This window comes from Streptomyces xanthophaeus, assembly GCF_030440515.1.
In the GTDB taxonomy this organism is placed as follows: domain Bacteria; phylum Actinomycetota; class Actinomycetes; order Streptomycetales; family Streptomycetaceae; genus Streptomyces; species Streptomyces kutzneri.
The window spans coordinates 452,684-470,887 of record NZ_CP076543.1 but is presented as its reverse complement, the minus strand read 5'-3'; the positions used below and the strand labels follow the sequence as shown (position 1 = coordinate 470,887).

The following is an 18,204-nucleotide window of genomic DNA, read 5'->3' as shown; positions in this document are numbered from 1 at the left end:
GGCCTGCGGCCTTCCACAGGTCTTCAGGGTGAGGGCGTGTCTGCTGCCGGGCCGGGGTCCGGGCTCTGGGTGAGGCGCCGCGTGTGCGTGGTGGTGGGCATGGGCCGGTCCGGCTCATGGGCGGTTTCCCGCGCCAGGCCGTTGAAGGTGGCGAAGACCAGGCGATCGGTCTGGCATTCGACGCCTTGCCGGTCGTCGATGTGTACGAGGCCGTCGATGAGCAGGACAGCCAGGCCGTGGATGGCGGCCCAGACCACGAATTCGGCCCCCGGGCGGGCTCCCGGGGGCAGGTGGCCCGTGCCGGTCAGACGGTCGAGTTCGGTGGTGAGCACGTCGTGCGGATGGGGTGAGACGGAGGACTGCGCCGTTGTGGCGCCGCCGCGGAAGACGAGCCGGGCGACGGCCGGGTCCTCGACGGCCCAGGTGACATAGGCGCGCCCGCATGCGGCGAGACGTTCGGGACCCTGCTCCGGCGCTGCGTCCATGGTGTCGCGCAGGCGACTGCCCAGCCGGGCCAGTACGACCTCGGACAGGGCGGATACCAGCGCGTCACGCGAGCCGAAGTGGTGGTAGGCGGCGCTGGGGCTGACGCCGACCCGTGCCGATGCCTCACGCAGCGACCAGCCGTCGGCGCCTCGCTCCCGTACGAGGGTCTCCGCCGCCTCCAGCAGTGCTCCGCGCAGGTCTCCGTGGTGATACCGCTCCTTCGCCATGCCTCCATCTTAGCGGTGTTCAGATCAGGTGTTACGCTCGGGCCGGAATCTCAACACTGTTCAGATCTGATCTGGAGTTGTGCCATGTGCCCCACCGACCCCACGCCTCTCGGCCCCGATGGCGCGCCGGATGTCCTGCAGAGCCCCCCGCCCGTCGTGACGGGATCTCCCGTCGAGGTGGCCGAGGACGTTTTCGTCATCCCGGACCACCGCGTCGAGTTGGTCCCCAACGTCGGCATCGTCCTCGGGGAGAGGGCCGCCCTGGTCGTCGACACCGGGATCGGCCCGCGCAACGGCGCGCTGGTGCTGGAGCAGGCCCGGCGCCTGGCCGGCGACCGCCGCCTGTACCTGACGCTCACCCACTTCCATCCTGAGCACGGCTTCGGCGCGCAGGCGTTCAAGGGCGCCGCCACGATCGTCTACAACAGCGGCCAGCGCGCCGAACTGCGGCGCAAGGGAGCCGGCTATCTCGGCATGTTCAAGGGCCTGAGCCCCGCGGTCGCCGCCGAACTCGAAGGAGTCGAACTGGTCGACCCCGACCTGGTCTACGAGGGCGAGGCCGAGATCGACCTCGGCGGGCGTACGGTGCTGCTGCGCGAGGTCGGTCCCGCGCACACCGGCTCCGACCAGATCGTCCTCGTGGACGGCCGGGTGCTGTTCGCCGGCGATCTGCTGGAGACCCGCATCTTCCCGATCGCGCCGTACTTCCCGCCCCACGACACCGACGTGGACGGCGAGGGCTGGATCGGCGTGCTCGACCAGCTCGCCGCACTCGCCCCGCAGACCGTCGTCCCCGGTCACGGCGAGGTCACCGACGCCTCGCTCATCCACGACGTCCGCGACTACCTCACCTACATCCGCGACGAGGCCCTACGGCTGCGCGAGTGCGGCACCACCGCCGACGACACGGCCGCCACCATCGACAGGAACGCCCGTATCCGCTGGCCTTCCTGGGAACGCCCCGAGTGGATCGGCCTCGCCGCCCGCGCCTTCTACGACACCAAGGCATCGGCCTGATCCCCGCCCGCGGCGAGCTCGGACGCGCCGGGCTCGGACGCGCCGAGCCGGCAGGGACCCGATCCACTTCCACGAGAGGACGTCACCGGATGTCCGGCCTTTCCCATGTCCCGCGAATCTCCTGGTTACAGCCCTTTCCCCCCGGCGGCGGCCGTCGTCCCGGCGGTCTGATCGCCGCCGGTCTCACGATCGTTCTCGTCGTGTGCGGTCTGCTGGCCTCGCCCTCGAAGGCGAGTGCCGCCGAACCCGACCCGCCGCGGGCGCTGCCGCAGAACGCCACCGACAACGATGCGAAATGGCAGCCTGCCCTGGATTACGACACGGACGGCTGCTACAACGTGCCGGCGATCGGGCCGGACGGGACCATCGCCCAGGGCCTCGACCACAACGGCACGTCCGCTCCGGCGGATTGCCGTGACCAGTCCGACCTGGACAACAGCAACGCCTATGCACGTCAGCGGTGCAATTCCGGCTGGTGTGTCTACCTCTACGACTACTACTTCGAGAAAGACGTCGCGACCGAGCTCTGGCAGGACGCCGGCGGCCACGTCCACGACTGGGAGCACATCGCCGTCTGGGTCCAGAACGACCAGGCGAAATGGGTCTCCGCGTCCCAGCACGGCAACTACGAGATCAAAGCGGCCGGCGACGTCCTGTGGGACGGTACCCACCCCAAGCTCGTCTATCACAAGGACGGCGCCTCCACGCACAACTTCCGCTTCGCGTCATCAGGCGACGAGCCGCCGGAGAACCACCACCACCGGTGGATACGCTCGCCTCTGGTGTCGTACAACGGTTTCCCGCGCGGGCTGCGCGACAAGCTCTTCGCCCACGATTTCGACCACGCCACGATCGCCATCAAGGACTCGAGCTACCCGGGCGATCTCAAAGGCGCCATGCCCTTCTACGTGACGACCGAATGCAAGTCCAACTCGCAAGGCGGCACGACCTGTAGCGAGATCAAGAACCCGATGTTCCCGTTCGACTACAGCCGCGACGAGAACTCACCGGGCGACCCCAACCCGCCCGTCGAGCCACCGGAACCGCCGCGGCCCACCGATCCGCTCAAGGTGATGGTGGTGGGCGATTCGATGACACAGGGCCATGAGGGCGACTGGACCTGGCGATATCGGCTGTGGCAGTGGTTCAGGGACCAGCGTGTGGCGGTGGATTTCGTCGGCCCGTACACGGGAACCATGCCGCCCGACCCCGCATCGGCACCGCAGCCTCCCCCGCTCCAGGGCAAGCAGCAACCGGTCACGGGACCGCCACGGACGTCCGGCGGGTACGCCAAGGGCGCGGAGGAGTTCGACAGTGACCATTTCGCCGTGTGGGGAAGGCAGGCGGCCCAGGACAAGACCCTGATCCGTGAGCAGGTCAAGAAGTTCAAGCCGGACCTGCTGCTGGTCGGACTCGGGTTCAACGACATGGGCTGGTTCGTCAGCGATGCGAACGGCACGCTGGCGAGCATGAAGGCGCTGGTCGACGAGGCCCGCGCCGCCGATCCTGACCTGAAGTTCGCGCTGGCCAACGTCCCGCAGCGCACCAGGATCGGCGGACGGGACGACCTGATCGCCAACACGGACACCTACAACCTGCTGCTGAGCGACGCGATCTCGCAGTGGAAAACCGACCTGTCCCCGGTCGAGCTGGTCGACTGGCGCGGGGAGTACTCCTGCGAGCCGGACGGATGCCCCGCCGGTTACGACGGGCTGCACCCCAACGCGCTGGGCGAATACCAGATTGCCCGCGCCTTCGAGAAGACCCTGCACGACCGCTACCACCTGGGCACCTCCGTACCGGCCGTCCCGGCGGACATGCCCGCCCGGGCGACACCCGTGCCGGGCAACGTCGTCGCCTCTTCCGAGGACAGCGGCATCAAGGTGACCTGGGACGCGGTCTACGGAGCCATCGGTTACCAGGTCCGCCACCGGCCGGCCGGCGCGACCGACTGGAGCGAGTTCCCTGTCGCGGCGAACCGATTCGACACCACCTGGACCCAGGACGGAATGGAGTGGGAGTACCAGGTCCGCACCGACAACGGCGGCACGGTGAAGTCGGACTGGTCGCCGGCCGTCAGGGCCACCGCGCATCCCAGGACCGCTCCGCCGCCCGTCGGTATCGTCACCACGGCCACCGCGACCGGTGTCGATGTCGTCTGGGGCACCCCCACCGGCCCGTACACCGACACCATCGACCGCTACCAGGTGATCACCTTCGACAAGGACACCCCGGGCGCCTTCATCGACAGCACCTCGGTCACCGGCAAGTCCGTCCACATCGACGGCCTCACACCCGGTCACCACTACGCCGTGGCCGTCGTGACATGGAACGCCGCGGGCGGCGGCCTGCCGGGCGCCGGGCGTGCCGTCACCATCGGTGCGGGTACCCCGCCTGCGCCCGGCGGCCTCCAGGTGACCTCAACCGACCCCACCACGGTGCAACTCACCTGGTCGGGCTCCCCGCAGGCGGCCGGATTCCGGGTCTGGGTCCGCAACATCAACAACGGAAGCCAGTCCTCCGCCGACGAGTTCATCGTCGACAGCACGCACCGGGGCATCGCGTACCTCTTCCCCGGCACCTGGAACTACGAGTTCTGCGTCACCGCCGTCAACGGAGCCCTGGAGTCCGCGAAGTCCGACTGCGTCGTCGCACCCCACCCGACCGGCTAGGCCGGTTTCAGGTTGCGCGGGCGGCCGGCCGGCGGGTGAGGTCGCCCGCGATCCGGTCGCATGAGCAGGCGCCGGTTCACAGCCGCCGGCGGATCGCGGCGACGCGGACGGTGGCTGCGCATCGGACGGCCCCGGCTCGCCACGGGCCGCCCGCGCACGGCGCCGGCGCCGGTGTTCGCGTCCGGCCGTGTGGTTCCCGCGGCGCGTCGGCCCCGTCCGCGGGCGGGCGGCCGGTCCGTGGGGTCCGCTGGAGGGGTGAGCATCCTCCCTGGCCGCGACTGGTGGACCGGGCTCCCGCCCGCGGCGGGAGCCGCCGTCATGGCCACCGGCATCATCTCCGTCGGCCTGCACCTGACCGGGCAGGACGCGGCGTCACTGGCCGCGCTGGTCGTCGCCGGGGCGCTGTGGCTCGTACTCGCCGCCGACTTCACCTCCCGGCTGCTGGGCGACCGCGGGCGGTTCCGCGCCGAGGCCGACACACCGGCCGCGCTGACGGCCGTCGCCGCCACCACCGTCATCGGGGTCCGGCTCTCGCAGCAGGGCCGGCAGACGGAGGCCGCCGTGCTGCTCGTGGTGGCGGCGCTGCTCTGGCCCGGGCTGCTGTTCAACGTCCTGCGGCACTGGCGGCGGCGCATGCCGGGAGCGGCCTTCCTCGGCTGCGTGGCGACCCAGGGCCTCTCCCTCCTCGCCGCGTCCCTCGCCGACGCGGGCCACCAGGACCCGCTGGCACGGGCGGCGCTGGCCGCCTTCTGCCTCGGCCTGCTGCTCTACCTGGCGGCCCTCTTCCGCTTCGACCTGCGCGAGGTGGTGGGCGGGGCGGGTGACCACTGGGTGGCGGGCGGGGCGCTCTCGATCTCCGCACTGGCCGGATCCAAACTCACCGCGTCACCCGTGTGGACCGGCGCGGCACACACGACCCTGCGTACCGTCACTCTGGCCCTGCTCGCCCTGTCCCTCGCCTGGTACGTCGTCCTCCTCGCCGCCGAACTGCGCCACCCGCGGCCGCGCTACGACATCCGGCGCTGGGCCACCGTCTTCCCGCTCGGCATGACGGCCACCGCCTGCCTCTCCGTGGCGGACCCGGCCGGCGTCGCCTGGCTGCGCCCGCTGGGCGAGGTCCTGCTCTGGATCGCCGTCGGAGCCTGGCTGCTGACCTTCGCCGCGCTGGTCGCCTCGCACCTCACCGCCGGGAGCGACGCGACGGGCCGCTGACCCCCGCGCCGCACGCCCAGCCCCCCTAGGGGGTGTCTTGTGGCGACGGCGCCGCCACCTCAGTAGGGTCCCGGCATGGCGTACACATTCCAGGTGACCATCGACTCGACCGACCCGCACACGCTGGCCGACTGGTGGGCCGAGGCCCTCGGCTGGGAAGTGGAGCCGAGCGACGAGCAGTTCATCCGCGGCCTGATCGAGGCAGGCCACGCGAGCGAGGACGACACCAAGACCCACCGGGGCACCCTCGTCTGGAAGGCGGGCACCGGGATCCGCCACCCGGAGGGCCTGGAGCGCGCACCCCGCGTCCTCTTCCAGTTCGTCCCCGAACCCAAGACGGTCAAGAACCGGGTCCACTTCGACGTCCGTACCGGCTCCGACGACCCGAAGGCGCTGGTCGAACGCCTCATCGCCAACGGCGCCACGCACCTCCACGAAGGCCACCAGGGCCCCAGCGTATGGACGACACTCGCCGACCCGGAAGGCAACGAGCTCTGTGTCTCGCACTAGAGACACCCCTAGGCTGCCCTCCGTGAATGTCATCCTCTTCGGCGCGACCGGCATGCTCGGCCGGAGCGTCCTGCGTGAATGCCTGCGCGACGACGCGGTCGAGAGCGTCGTCGCCGTCGGACGCACCCCGCTCGGCGTCAGCCACCCCAAGCTGCGCGAGTGCGTCCAGGGCGATCCGTCCGACCTGGCCGCCGCCGGCATCGACCCGGCCGCGTACGACGCCTGCTTCTTCTGCCTCGGGGTCTCCTCCGTCGGCATGACGGAGGAGGCGTACCGTCGCATCACCTACGACCTGACGCTCGCCGTGGCCCGGCCGCTGGCCGCCGCCAATCCCGGAATGACCTTCGTCTACGTCTCCGGCGAGGGCACGGACAGCACCGAACAGGGCCGTTCCATGTGGGCCCGGGTCAAGGGGAAGACCGAGAACGACCTGCTGGAACTCCCCTTCCGCGCCTACATGTTCCGTCCCGGCATCGTCCAGCCGGTGCGCGGTGTGCCCTCCAAGGCCCGACTGTCCCGGGTGTTCTACTCCGTCCTCGGCCCCCTGGTCCCCCTCGTGCGGAGGGTCGCCCCGAACCTCGTCATCACCTCCGAGGCCTTCGGCCGCGCCATGATCGCCGTCGCCACCCCCGGCACCGAGATCCCCGGCCACATTCTGCGGCCGGCCGACATCAACCGCCTGGGCACGGCGCCGACCAGGCATAATTGACTACCGGGCACACCCTCCCGCACGTGAGAATGAGCCATCTCAAACCGGGAGGACCCCATGAGCCAGGAGACCCTGACTCTGCATGACCTGCTGCCCGCACAGGCGCTGGCGGACTCGATCGACGCAGGGTACGTGACCCGCAAGTCGCACCCCGAACTGCCGCTGTCCATCTACACCTACACACGGACGGCCCAGTACGAACGCGTCTGGAACGACGTCACCACCCGCTGCCGCGGACTCGTCGCCGACGACGAGACCGGCGCGATCGTCGCCCTGCCGCTGCCGAAGTTCTTCAACGTCGGCGAGCACGAGTCGGGTCAGCCGTACGCCCCCGCCCTCCCGGACGAGCCGTTCGAGGTCTACGACAAGGTCGACGGCAGCCTCGCCGTCGTCTTCCACTACGCGGGCCGCTGGCGGGTCGCCTCCAAGGGGTCCTTCATCAGCGCCCAGGCGACCTGGGCCCAGCGCCTGCTCGACGGCCGGGAGACGGCGGCCCTGCGCCCCGGCACCACCTACCTCGCCGAGATCCTGTACCCGCAGAACCGCATCGTCGTCGACTACGGCGACCGCCGGGACCTCGTCCTCCTCGCGGCCTTCGGCCAGGACGGGACGGAGGTCCCGCTCGCCGAGGCCGCGTCCCACTGGGAGGGGATCGGCTCCGTCGTCACGGTCTGGCCCGCCATGCCCATCGGCGAGCTGATCGCGCTCACCGAGTCCAACACCCTGCCCGGCGGCGCCCCGGCGACCGGCACCCAGGCGGAGGGCTTCGTGCTGCGCTTCGCCTCCGGTGTGCGCGCGAAGGCCAAGCTGGCCGAGTACGTACGGCTCCACCGCGTGCTCACCAAGGTCACCGAGCGGGACATCTGGCGCGCCCACGGCATCCAGCGGTTCGCCGGCCTGCCCGTCAAGCAGCTCGCCCAGGGGCTCGGCACCACGGCCGCCGAGATCGAGGCCTCGGGCGGCAAGCCGCTCGACGCGCTGCTGGACCAGGTGCCCGACGAGTTCGACGCGTGGGTGCGCGAGGTGATCGAGCGGATCGAGAGCGAGGCCGCGCGGCGCGAGCGCGCCAACGACGAGGCGTACGCGGGACTCGCGCACCTGGCGGCCGACCGGGGGGCCTTCGCCCGGGCGGTGAAGGCACTGCCCGACCGGGAGGTCCGGGCCGCGATGTTCCTGCGCCTGGACGGGCGGTCCACGGAGCTGGCCGTGTGGCGCAACGTGCGGCCGGAGACGTCCGACCCCTTCACGAACGACGAGGAGAACTGACCCGTGTCCGAAGAGACACCCGAGAACACGGTAGCGACCGCCGAGGTGACCGCGGACGCGACCGAGGCGGCGAACGCGGCCGTGGCCGCCGCCGAGGAGGCCCCGCTGCCCGTCGTGCACGTCATGACGGGCCTGCCGGCTTCCGGCAAGACGACGGCCGCGCGCGCCCTGCAGGCCGCGGCCGGTGGCCGCATGCGCCGCGTCAACCTCGACGACCTGCGGCTCATGCTCGACCTCCCGGACCCCGAGCGGGGCCGTAGCTTCAAGCACGAGCAGACGGTGCTGGCCGTCCAGGACGCGGCGGTCCGCGCCGCGGTCGACGGCGGTTTCGACGTGGTCGTCGACAACACCCACCTGACCAAGCACATCCCCAAGCGGCTCAAGGCGGCGGTCGGCGGTCTCGCGACGTTCGTCGTGCACGACTTCACCGACGTCCCGCTGGAGGAGTGCCTGCGCCGGGACGCCGCGCGCGAGCGCCGGGTCGGCGAGGAGATCATCCGCATCCTGGCCGAGAAGCACGACAAGGCCCGGCGGGGAGGGTGGCGGCTGACGTCGGAGTGGATGAACGGCGGGGCGAGCGGGGTGGCCGCACCGCCCGTGACGGAGTACGTCCCCGACCCGGCCCTGCCGGCGGCGGTGATGTGCGACATCGACGGCACGCTGGCCCTGACCGGCGACCGGGGGCCGTACGACTTCTCGCGCTGCGAGCTCGACCTGCTCAACGAGCCCGTACGGCACGCGCTCGACGCCTTCCGGCGTGCCGACGGCGATGTGATCGTGCTGCTGTCGGGGCGCGGCGAGGAGCACCGTCCGCAGACGGAGTCATGGCTGCGGCGCCACGAGGTGCCGTACGACGAGCTGTGGATGCGCGCGGCGGGCGACACACGCCGCGACGACGTGGTGAAGGCGGAGCTCTTCGACACGCATGTGCGCCACCGGTACGCGGTACGGGTCTCGCTCGACGACCGGGACCGGGTGGTCGCGATCTGGCGCCGGATGGGCCTGCCCACCTGGCAGGTCAACTACGGCGACTTCTGAGGGCCCGGCCGCCGTGAACGCCGGGAGCACCGGGAACGCCGGGAATGCCGCGCGGAACGTGCTGATCGTGGACGGCGCCAACGTCGTCGGCTCGGTGCCGGACGGCTGGTGGCGGGACCGGCGGGGCGCGGCCGTCCGGCTGCGCGACCTGCTGGCCGGCCGGGGCGGGGACGAGGAGATCGTCCTCGTCGTCGAAGGCGCCGCCAGGGGCGTCGAGTCCGTTCCCGGTGTACGGGTGGACCCGGCGCCCGGGAGCGGTGACGACCGGATCGTGGAGCTGGCCGCCGCGTATGCCGACCGCGGCTGCGTCGTGGTCACGGCCGACCGCGAACTGCGGGAACGGGTCCGGGCGTACGGCGTGGAGTGCGTGGGTCCGCGTGCCGTACGCCCGGTGGACTGACTGCTGACCTGCCTGGCTGCCGGTCTGTCCGGCTACCGGCCGGCCGGCCGGCCGGGACCGGGTCAGCGGCAGTACTTCACCTCGGAGAGGTTCTTGACGTAGCGGGCGGAGACCCAGCGCTCCTTGTCGTAGGCGCGCTTGGGCGCCTGGGCGTCGTGCTCCCAGTCGCCGTTCTTCTTCTCGGCCAGGCGGTACCAGATGCGGTTGCCGTCGACCTTGTCACCGTACTTCTTGCACTCGATCTCGACCTTGCTGTTCGGGTACACGTGGCCGAGGGACTGCGCGTGGGTGCTCGGCTTGCTGCGGACCGTCAGCGGGCCCTTCGAGACGACCTTGCCGATGACGTACTTCTCGGGATATACACCGGGCTCCGCGGACCCTCCGCCGACGACGATCTCCCGGGGCGGCTGGTTCTCCGGACCGTCGTCGGCGACGGCGGCGCCCGCTCCGACCAGACCGAGAACCAGGCTGCCGGTGGCGAGAGCGAGGGTGGTTCTGGTGGGCTTCAGCATGAGCCGGCTCCTCTACGAAGACATCCACCCGGCCGCGACGCGCGGCACGGGGCGGCAACCAGGCGGTTGCCAGGGACGACTATGACGAGGGCGGGGCGGATAGCCCCGGTGGCTCACCGTCGTTTAACCCGATATGACCAATTTGCTCCATCGCAGTGCGGGGCCGGACCCGCCTGGGGTGCGGGCGGTGGCAGCCCGCGCGAGAGTGGGTGCCATGGGTATCGATGACTACGGCGGCGGCGCCGGCGCACACGAGAGCGGCGTCCTCGTCGTGACGACCAACGACGTCCCCGGCTACCGGGTCGAGCGCGTCATCGGCGAGGTCTTCGGCCTCACCGTCCGCTCCCGCCACCTGGGCAGCCAGATCGGCGCGGGCCTGAAGTCGATGATCGGCGGCGAACTGAAGGGCCTCACCAAGACCCTGGTGGAGACCCGGAACCAGGCCATGGACCGGCTCATCGAGCAGGCGAAGGCGCGCGGCGGCAACGCCGTGCTGATGATGCGCTTCGACGTCACCGACGCACAGGACGTCGGGACCGAGGTGTGCGCGTACGGGACGGCCGTCGTCCTCGTCCCCGCCTCCACCTGACCCGCCCCCCGGCCCCCGCCCCCGGCCCGTGCGCGCCGGGATGCGATGCTCCCTGCGTGAGCGAACCACGAGAGGTTGTCATCGTCCGCCGGCCGGGTCGTGACCTCTGTGCCCAGGACGGGTTGGCCGGGCTGCTGACCGCCTACCACCTGCGGACGCAGGAGGAGAAGGGCGAGGCCGTCGCCGACGCCGACGCACTGCCGGGCCGCTACCGCGCGGAGATCACGGATCCGCAACTGGCCTTCGCCCGCGATGCCGTGCTGCTGGCGTGGGTCGGGGACACCGCGGTGGGCTGCCTGGTGGTGGCCGCCCCCGTGGACGGGCGGTCCGAGGTCAAGAGGCTCTGGACGGACCCGGAGTTCCGCGGGCTGGGCATCGCGCGCCGTCTCGTCGGCGCCGCGCTGACGCATGCCGAGGAGAGCGGCCTCGACGCGGTCCGGCTCTCGGTGTGGCAGTGGCGGGCGGGCGCGATCGCGCTGTACGAACGGCTCGGCTTCACCGTCGCCGGATCGTGGGACGAGCGGGACCGGCTGGTCTGCATGGAACGTTCCCTGTGAGGGGAACACGCCGCTGCAGGTGAGCCGGTCCGGCCCGTCGGGCTCACGCCCTGCCCACGGCCGGGCCTACCGCTTCCAGAGGGTCACTTCGGTGATGTAGGTCGGAACCGTGTAGTTCTTGTCGGTCGAGGGCTCGAGGCTGACGATCTTCACCATGGCCAGGTTGCCCTTGGTCGTGACGGTGCACAACAGGTCACCCTGGACGATGGTGCTGTCCGCGCCGGTGAGGTCCGCCTCCCGCAGCCGGTTGGGAATGGGGTCGGTGGCGGCCCCGGTCTCGCACTGTTCGGGGGTGGGACCCTTGCTCTTGCCGAACGAGGTCGAACTCTTGACCCCGTCGTAGCCCATCGCCAGCTCCTGGTCCTGCCAGCCGACCTCTCCGTTCGTGGCCACCTTGGGGAAGTCGAGGTCGACGTCGTTGACCTTGCCGAACTCCCTGGGCGCCAGGAGCTTGAGCGGCTTGTCCTTGAACACCGCGGTGTAGGTGCGTCCGGAGGGCGAGGCGTTGGGTGAGGACGAGGACGAGGCGGAGGGTGTCGAGCCGCCGGCCTGCGCCGCCGGCGCCGCGTCCTTCGGGGCGTCCGCCGTCTTCTCCTTGCTGTCGCCCGCGGTCTGCTTCGCGCCGCTGTCGTCCTCGCGCGTGAGGTACCAGGTGCCGCCCGCGGCGAGGGCGACGGCCAGGACGCCCGCGCCGACGACCAGCGGCACACGGTTGCGCCGCGCCGCCGGGGCGGGGGCGGGCGGTGCTGCCGGTGCACCGTAGGCCGGGGCACCGTAGGCCGGGGCGGCGTAGGCCGGCGCGGCGGTGGGCGCGCCGTACAGCGGCGGGTGCGGGCCGCCCGCCGGGCCCGGGCCCGGCGTCGGTGCGTACGCCGGCGGGACCGGCCCGGACGCCTGGGTGGGCGCGTAGGCGGGCGGGGCCGGGGCGTGCACAGGTGCCGGGACGTGCGTCGGGGACGGCGCCGGCGCCTGGGCCTGTGCCTGCGCGGACCGCTCGCGCCGGGCGATCTCCGCGGCCAGCGGCGCGGGCAGCCAGCCGTCGAAGTCACGCAGTTCCCGGCCCGCCGCCCGGCCGCACCACTCGGCGAGCTCGGCCGGGGTGGGCCGCTGCGCGGCATCGGAGTGCAGGCAGCGCTCCAACAGCTGGCGCAGCGGCTCCGGGTAGCCGCTCAGGTCCGGCGCCTGCTGCGGGGTGTTGGCTATCGCGGCGGCGATCGAGAGGCCCCCGCCGTCGCCGTACGGGTGGCGGCCGGTGGCCACGACCGCCGCGATCAGACCCAGCGCGAAGACGTCGGTCGCGGCGGTGACCGTCCGGCCGAGCGCGTGCTCGGGGGACATGTACTGCGGCGTCCCGATGAACCCGCCGCTGCGCGTCAGCTGGGTGGTGTCGGTGGCCCGCGCGATACCGAAGTCGATCACCCACGGGCCGTTCGAACCGAGCAGGATGTTGCTCGGCTTGAGGTCGCGGTGCACCACCGAGGCGGCGTGGATGGAGTGCAGGGCCTGCGCCGTGCAGCCGATCAGCTGGAACACCGCGGGCAGCGGCAGCGGGCCGTGGGTGGCGAGGGCGTCGTCGAGCGCCAGACCCGGCACGAACGCGGTGGCCAGCCACGGCTGTTCACCACTGGTGTCGTGGTCGAGCACCGGAACGATGTGGTAGCCCTGCACGCGGCGGGCCGCCTGCACCTCGCGCTCGAAGCGGACCCGGAAGTCCTGCTCCTGGGCGAACTCGCGGCGGATGACCTTCAGGGCGACCGGCTGGTTCCCGCGGGTCCGCGAGAGGTAGACGGAACCCATACCGCCTTCGCCGATCTTCGCGAGCAGCCGGTAGCCGGCGATCTCCTGCGGATCCTCCGGACCGAGCGGTCTCAGTACGGCGTCGTCGGTGTTGGACATGGGCTCCCCCTTGATGATCATTTATCCCAGATCCTAACGGGGAGCGTCGCCGGTCACGGCACCACGCCGGTACGGTGGTGCTCCGAGGCGAAGGGGCGGCCCTATGAGTCAACGCAAGTCGGCGGCAGAGGTGTTCGACGATCTGGGGGAGCGCTACGAGGAGGTCTTCGGGCGGGTTCCCGGCCAACTGGCGGCCCTGGACTGGCTCGCCGCCCGACTGCCCTCCGGAGCAAGGGTGTTGGACGTGGGCAGCGGCACCGGGCGGCCCACCGCCGAGATGCTGGTCCGGGCCGGCTGCGCCGTCACCGGCATCGACGTCTCGGCGGCCATGGTCGAACTGGCCCGTGCGAGAGTCCCGCAGGCCCGCTTCGAGCAGGCCGACGTACGGACGTACACGCCCGAGCGGGCCGGCTTCGACGCGGTGTGCTCCTTCTTCCCGCTGCTGGTGATGGACCAGCCGGAGGTCGCGGGTGCGCTGGACCGCATGGCGTCCTGGGTCGCGCCGGGCGGGTACTTCGTGATGGCCACGGTGCCGGGGGACATCCGGGGCCTGGACATCGAGTGGATGGGCCACGAGGTCACCGTCAGCAGCCTCTCCACGGCGGACCACCTGGACAGACTCGCCGGCCTGGGCCTGGAGGTGCTGCACCACCACACCGCGTACTTCCAGCCCGCCGACGACCGGGCGGGCCCGGAGGAGCACCTCTTCTGCTACGCGCGCCGGAACGTGTGAGGTGCCGTCGGATCGGGGCGGATCGGGTCGGGTCGGGTCGGTGAGTGTGCCGCTGCCCCGGGCGAGCGGCGGCCGTTCGGCGCGCCGCGGTACGCGAGCTGGAGCGGCTGACCGCAGACTTCACTTTCGCAGAGTCGCCCGTGCACCCTCCCGAGGGGCACGGTCCGGACGCAAGCCCGCCGCCAGCCCTGCGATCACCACCAGCAGGCCCAGCCACACCGCCGGGCCCGGGACCCCACTGCCCGTGAGGACACCCGCGCCGGCAGCGGCCAGGGGCGCGATCCCGGCCAGCAGGCCGGCGCGGCCGGTGCCCACGGCGGCCACCGTGCGGTACCAGAGCAGGAAGGCCACCGCCGTCACCATGACGGCGAGGTAGCCGGCGGCCGCCCACTGGGACCGCCCCAGCGACGACAGTTCGGCCGGGCTCTCGAAGGCGACGGCGAGGCCCGCCAGCATCAGCGCGCCCAGCCATACCGCGTGCACGGACACCCCCCACGCCCCGTGCCGGCGCAGCACCGGCACCGCGAGCAGGGTGAAGGCGGCCTCGCAGCCCAGCGCGAGCGCCGCCCAGGCCACCCCCGCGGCGTCCGTCCGGCCCGTCCCCTCGACCAGGACCGCCCCCGCGACCACCACCGGAGCCGCCAGCAGCACCCGACGGCTGGGCCGCCGCCCTTCCAGGAAGGGGCCGAGCAGACCCAGCAGGATCGGTACGGAGGCCACCGCGACGGCGATGACGGCCGGTTCGGCGTGTGCGACCCCGCGGACCACGGCCACGTTGAACAGCACCAGTCCGGTCGCCGCGATCCCGGCCAGCCACAGCCACTCCCGGCCCTGCGGCCGCTGGATCGTCACCCGGGCGGCCCGGGCCAGCCCGAACAGCAGCAGCGCGGCGGCCGCGTACCGGAGGGCCTGGGTGGTGAACAGCGGGGCGTCGACGAGCGCCCGCGAGACCGTGACGCTGCTGCCGACCAGAGCCATCCCCGCGATCCCCGGGAGCAGGTCACGGAACGCGGTGGAGCCGGCAGAAGCGGCGGAGGCAGAGTCGGAGGCGGACGTGGCGGACGTGGCGGGTGCGGCGGGTGCGGCGGTCGAGGCGGGCGAGGGGGTGGAGGCGGGTTGTGTCTGCATGGAGCCAGCGTGGCCGCACAATGGCCCCATGAGCAGGTCCAATGAAGGTGCTACCGAGGGGTCCAAAAGTCCGAGCGGCTCGGACTTCCTCCAGCTCGACGTCGGCCAGGCCCCACCGGGCGGCCGCACCGAATGGCTGGCGGGCCGGCTCCGCGCAGCCATCGCCGACGGCACCCTCCCGGTCGGCTCCCGGCTCCCGGCCAGCCGTGTCCTCGCCGCCGAACTGCGGGTCTCCCGGGGGCTCGTCACCGAGGCCTACCAGCGCCTCGCCGAGACCGGCCAGGTCAGCGGCCGGGGCCGGGGCGGCACCGTGGTCGTCGCCGCGCCGCCACCGGTGGCCACCGCCTCCCGCCCACCGGAACGCGGCGGACCGGTCGACGCCCTGCGGGCCGTGCCGTGCCGGATCGACCTCTCGCCCGGGGTCCCCGACCTCACCGCGTTCCCGCGTACGGCCTGGCTGCAGGCCGAGCGCCGGGTCCTCGCCTCGCTCACCCCGGCCGACTTCGGCTACGGCAACCCCCAGGGCGCGCCCGCACTGCGCGAGGCGGTCGTCGGCTGGCTGGCCCGGAACCGGGGGATCCGGGCCGACCCCGACGAGGTGGTCGTCGTCGCGGGCGTCGCCCAGGCGCTCGCGCTGCTGGCGTACGTCCTGCGGGAGGAAGGCGTCCACCGGATCGCGGTGGAGGACCCGGGCTCGCTGGGCGCCCGGCAGCAACTGGAGTACGGGCGGCTGGAGCCGGTCCCCGTACGGGTGGACGAGGCCGGGCTGGACGTGGCCGCGCTGCGGGCGAGCGGAGCCGGTGCCGTCCTGCTCACACCGGCGCACCAGTTCCCGACCGGGGTCGTCCTCGACGGCGAGCGCCGACGCGAGCTGCTCGGCTGGGCGGCCGCCGGGGGACTGGTCATCGAGGACGACTACGACGCCGAGCACCGCTACGACCGGGCCCCCGTCCCCGCCCTGCGCGCCCTGCTGCCCGAGGCGGTCTGCTACGCCGGCAGCGTGTCCAAGCTCCTCGCCCCCGCCCTGCGCCTGGGCTGGCTGCTGGTCCCGCCGCGCCTGCGCGACGCCGTGACCGCCGCCAAGCGCTACGCCGACCTCGGCAATCCGGTCCTCGCCCAGCTGGTCCTCGCCCGGCTGATGGACTCGGGCGAACTGGAACGGCACCTGCGCTACGTGCGGCGCCGCCACCGCCGCCGCCGCGACGCCATGCTGCGGGCCGTCGCCGAGCAGCTGCCGGGCGCCCGGGTGCACGGCGCGGCGGCCGGGCTGCACCTGATGGTCACCTTCGACGGCGCCGGCTTCGACGACACGGCACTGGCCTCGGCGGCCCTGGCCCTGGGGGTCAAGGCCCATCCGCTGTCCTGGCACCGCGTCAGGCCCGGCCCGCCAGGCCTGATCCTCGGCTACGCGGCCGGCTCGGCCGGAGAGATCGAGGAGGGCATCGCCACCCTCGCCACGGCCCTGGGCAGTGTCGTCGGCGGGCTCCCGGACACCGGCCGGAAAGTTTTTCCGGAACGGCGGCAACCTCCCCGGGGGTCGCGCGTCGTGCGGGGGTGAAGGGCGCAGTCCCGCGTCCTCGACCCGACCGTGGAGAACCACCGTGAAGAACCTGAAGCGTGTCCCCCTGGCCTTCCGCCGGACGGCCTTCACCGCTGCCGCCGCCGCAGTGGCCGTCGCCCTCGCCGGTCCCGCCTTCGCCGCGGGCGGCAGCTCGGCCACGCCCTCCCCGTCGGTCAGCGTGCCCGCCGGCGCCTCGCCCACGGCGGGCGGGCCCAAGCCCTCCCCGTCGGTGAGCACCCCGCCGAGCGCGTCCCCGAGCGCAGCCCCCAGCGCGTCTCCGAGCGCGGGCCCCGGCGTCGTCTCGCCGGCCCCGGGTTCGAGCACCAGGCCCAGCGCGTCGCCCTCCGAGCCCGCCGCCGCACCCGGTGCGGCGGAGCTCGCGCATACTGGCTCCTCGGCGACGACCATCGCCATGGGGGCGGGGGCCACGGGCCTGGTCCTCGCCGGCGCGGGAGCCCTGTACGCCGTACGGCGCCGCGCGAACAGCTGAGGAATCCCGTGCTCCGACTCGCATCACCCGTCGGCCCCCTCATGCCCGGCTTCGGCCGGGCGTGGCGGGGCCTTTGGCCGTTGCTGCGCGGGGAGCGTTCCGCCCCGCCGGTCTCCCCGCGGCCGTACGGCTCCTCGCACGGATCCCCGTACGGCTCCTGGTCCCCGTACGACCCCACGGCCCACGGCGACCAGCGGCCGCCCACCGTCAGCGAGCTCTACCACGCGCACCGGCTGCGGATGGTCCGGCTCGCGGTGCTGCTCGTCGACGACCTGGCCACCGCCGAGGACGTGGTCCAGGACGCCTTCACCGCCCTCTACCGGCGGCACGGGGAGCACATCACCGAGGTCGACAACGCGCTGGGCTACCTGCGTACCGCGGTGGTCAACACCTCGCGCTCGGTCCTGCGCCGCCGGCGTACCGTCCGGGCCTGGACCCCGCCGGCGGCGGCCGACATACCGTCCGCCGAGGACCACGTGGTCCTGGACGAGGCACACCGCGAGGTGCTCGCCGCGCTCGGCCGGCTCACGCCGCGCCGCCGCCAGGTGCTGGTGCTGCGGTACTGGGCCGATCTCAGCGAGGCGGAGATCGCGGCCACCCTCGGGATCAGCCGCGGAGCGGTGAAGTCCAACGCGAGCCGCGGCCTGGACGCCCTGGAACGGATTCTGGAGGGACGGATATGACGCGTGACGGCGAACGCCTCACCGAGCGCCCCGTCGAGCGCCGGCTGCGGCAGGCCCTCGACGCGCGCGCGGACAGCATCGACGTCCGCCGGCTGCGGCCCGCGGAGCCGCCGGGGGCGCACCCGGGACGTCTGCCGATGGCCGGGCTGCGACGGTTCGCGCTGCCGCTGGCGGGCCTGGCGGCGGCCGCGGCGGCCGGGATCGGCTACCTGCTGCTCGCCCCGGATCCGTCGCCGGGCCCGGGACTGCCGGCCAACCCGCCGCGGATCACGACGCCCGGCCCCTCCCCGCAGGACCCGACGTCACCCGCCCCCCGCCCCTCCGGATCCGGGCGCCCGACCCCGTCCGTGTCCACGCCCCCCACCGGATCGGTGAGCCCGTCGGTCCCGGTCTCACCCAGGGCATCGGGCTCGCAGCCCCCGTCGGCGAGCCCGTCCGCCGCGCGGGGAGTCATCGTCACGTCCTCGCCGCCGCCGAGCTCCGCCCCGCGCTAGGCCGTCTCCAGGCCTGTTGACAAC

19 protein-coding genes are annotated in these 18,204 nt (G+C 72.9%); 15 read left to right on the top strand and 4 right to left on the bottom strand.

What is annotated here, in order from left to right; all coding sequences use genetic code 11:
* Positions 1 to 23: 23 nt before the first annotated feature.
* Positions 24 to 713 (bottom strand): TetR/AcrR family transcriptional regulator, encoded by a 690-nt coding sequence (locus tag KO717_RS02145; protein ID WP_301364059.1) that lies wholly within the window; start codon positions 711 to 713, stop codon positions 24 to 26.
* 84 nt (positions 714 to 797) lie between these two features.
* Here KO717_RS02145 and KO717_RS02140 point away from each other — a divergent pair, with 84 nt between their 5' ends.
* The 8 genes from KO717_RS02140 to KO717_RS02105 all read left to right on the top strand — a co-directional run bounded on the left by KO717_RS02140 (position 798) and on the right by KO717_RS02105 (position 9,537).
* Positions 798 to 1,730, top strand: a complete 933-nt coding sequence (locus KO717_RS02140; protein WP_437184459.1) for an MBL fold metallo-hydrolase — start codon at positions 798 to 800, stop codon at positions 1,728 to 1,730.
* 200 nt (positions 1,731 to 1,930) lie between these two features.
* On the top strand, positions 1,931 to 4,402 hold the full coding sequence (locus tag KO717_RS02135; RefSeq protein ID WP_301364057.1) for an NPP1 family protein: 2,472 nt from the start codon (positions 1,931 to 1,933) through the stop codon (positions 4,400 to 4,402).
* A 255-nt stretch (positions 4,403 to 4,657) separates the two neighbouring features.
* A complete protein-coding gene (locus KO717_RS02130; protein ID WP_301364056.1) occupies positions 4,658 to 5,614 on the top strand; it encodes a tellurite resistance/C4-dicarboxylate transporter family protein in 957 nt (318 codons plus the stop codon).
* A 75-nt stretch (positions 5,615 to 5,689) separates the two neighbouring features.
* Positions 5,690 to 6,124: a VOC family protein gene (locus tag KO717_RS02125; RefSeq protein WP_301364055.1), complete on the top strand. Its 435-nt coding sequence runs from the start codon at positions 5,690 to 5,692 to the stop codon at positions 6,122 to 6,124.
* A gap of 22 nt (positions 6,125 to 6,146) precedes the next feature.
* Entirely contained in the window at positions 6,147 to 6,833 is a 687-nt protein-coding gene (locus KO717_RS02120) for an epimerase (protein WP_301364054.1), read from the top strand.
* Between the two features lie 57 nt (positions 6,834 to 6,890).
* Positions 6,891 to 8,099 (top strand): RNA ligase, encoded by a 1,209-nt coding sequence (locus tag KO717_RS02115; protein WP_301364053.1) that lies wholly within the window; start codon positions 6,891 to 6,893, stop codon positions 8,097 to 8,099.
* A gap of 3 nt (positions 8,100 to 8,102) precedes the next feature.
* Positions 8,103 to 9,137 carry an AAA family ATPase gene (locus KO717_RS02110; RefSeq protein ID WP_301364052.1) on the top strand — a complete coding sequence of 345 codons (1,035 nt, stop codon included), beginning with the start codon at positions 8,103 to 8,105 and terminating at the stop codon, positions 9,135 to 9,137.
* A 13-nt stretch (positions 9,138 to 9,150) separates the two neighbouring features.
* Complete coding sequence (locus tag KO717_RS02105; RefSeq protein WP_301364051.1) at positions 9,151 to 9,537, top strand: NTP pyrophosphohydrolase; 387 nt, start codon at positions 9,151 to 9,153, stop codon at positions 9,535 to 9,537.
* A 62-nt stretch (positions 9,538 to 9,599) separates the two neighbouring features.
* Here the strand turns inward: KO717_RS02105 and KO717_RS02100 are convergent, their stop codons facing one another.
* Entirely contained in the window at positions 9,600 to 10,049 is a 450-nt protein-coding gene (locus KO717_RS02100; RefSeq protein ID WP_301364050.1) for an SH3 domain-containing protein, read from the bottom strand.
* Between the two features lie 214 nt (positions 10,050 to 10,263).
* On the opposite strand from KO717_RS02100, the gene KO717_RS02095 reads away from it, so the two are divergent.
* Together KO717_RS02095 and KO717_RS02090 are read left to right on the top strand one after the other, a co-directional pair.
* Entirely contained in the window at positions 10,264 to 10,638 is a 375-nt protein-coding gene (locus tag KO717_RS02095; RefSeq protein WP_030717675.1) for a YbjQ family protein, read from the top strand.
* Between the two features lie 56 nt (positions 10,639 to 10,694).
* Positions 10,695 to 11,195: a GNAT family N-acetyltransferase gene (locus KO717_RS02090; protein WP_301364049.1), complete on the top strand. Its 501-nt coding sequence runs from the start codon at positions 10,695 to 10,697 to the stop codon at positions 11,193 to 11,195.
* A 66-nt stretch (positions 11,196 to 11,261) separates the two neighbouring features.
* Here KO717_RS02090 and KO717_RS02085 read toward each other — a convergent pair whose 3' ends face one another.
* The gene (locus KO717_RS02085) at positions 11,262 to 13,091 is read right to left on the bottom strand and encodes a serine/threonine-protein kinase (RefSeq protein ID WP_301364048.1); all 1,830 of its coding nucleotides are present in this window, start codon (positions 13,089 to 13,091) and stop codon (positions 11,262 to 11,264) included.
* 103 nt (positions 13,092 to 13,194) lie between these two features.
* Between KO717_RS02085 and KO717_RS02080 the strand changes: the two genes are divergently transcribed.
* Positions 13,195 to 13,824 (top strand): class I SAM-dependent methyltransferase, encoded by a 630-nt coding sequence (locus tag KO717_RS02080; protein WP_301364047.1) that lies wholly within the window; start codon positions 13,195 to 13,197, stop codon positions 13,822 to 13,824.
* Between the two features lie 120 nt (positions 13,825 to 13,944).
* On the opposite strand, the gene KO717_RS02075 is transcribed toward KO717_RS02080, so the two are convergent.
* Positions 13,945 to 14,952 carry a DMT family transporter gene (locus KO717_RS02075; protein ID WP_301364046.1) on the bottom strand — a complete coding sequence of 336 codons (1,008 nt, stop codon included), beginning with the start codon at positions 14,950 to 14,952 and terminating at the stop codon, positions 13,945 to 13,947.
* A gap of 28 nt (positions 14,953 to 14,980) precedes the next feature.
* Here KO717_RS02075 and KO717_RS02070 point away from each other — a divergent pair, with 28 nt between their 5' ends.
* The 4 genes from KO717_RS02070 to KO717_RS02055 are packed head-to-tail and all read left to right on the top strand — an operon-like array spanning position 14,981 to position 18,180.
* Positions 14,981 to 16,510, top strand: coding sequence for a PLP-dependent aminotransferase family protein (locus KO717_RS02070; RefSeq protein ID WP_301364045.1), 1,530 nt, complete (start codon positions 14,981 to 14,983; stop codon positions 16,508 to 16,510).
* A 43-nt stretch (positions 16,511 to 16,553) separates the two neighbouring features.
* Positions 16,554 to 17,003 (top strand): LPXTG cell wall anchor domain-containing protein, encoded by a 450-nt coding sequence (locus tag KO717_RS02065; RefSeq protein WP_301364044.1) that lies wholly within the window; start codon positions 16,554 to 16,556, stop codon positions 17,001 to 17,003.
* Between the two features lie 8 nt (positions 17,004 to 17,011).
* A complete protein-coding gene (locus KO717_RS02060) occupies positions 17,012 to 17,686 on the top strand; it encodes an RNA polymerase sigma factor (RefSeq protein ID WP_301364043.1) in 675 nt (224 codons plus the stop codon).
* Positions 17,683 to 18,180 carry a hypothetical protein gene (locus KO717_RS02055; RefSeq protein WP_301364042.1) on the top strand — a complete coding sequence of 166 codons (498 nt, stop codon included), beginning with the start codon at positions 17,683 to 17,685 and terminating at the stop codon, positions 18,178 to 18,180. The genes KO717_RS02060 and KO717_RS02055 overlap by 4 nt, the downstream gene beginning before the upstream one ends.
* Positions 18,181 to 18,204 lie beyond the last annotated feature (24 nt).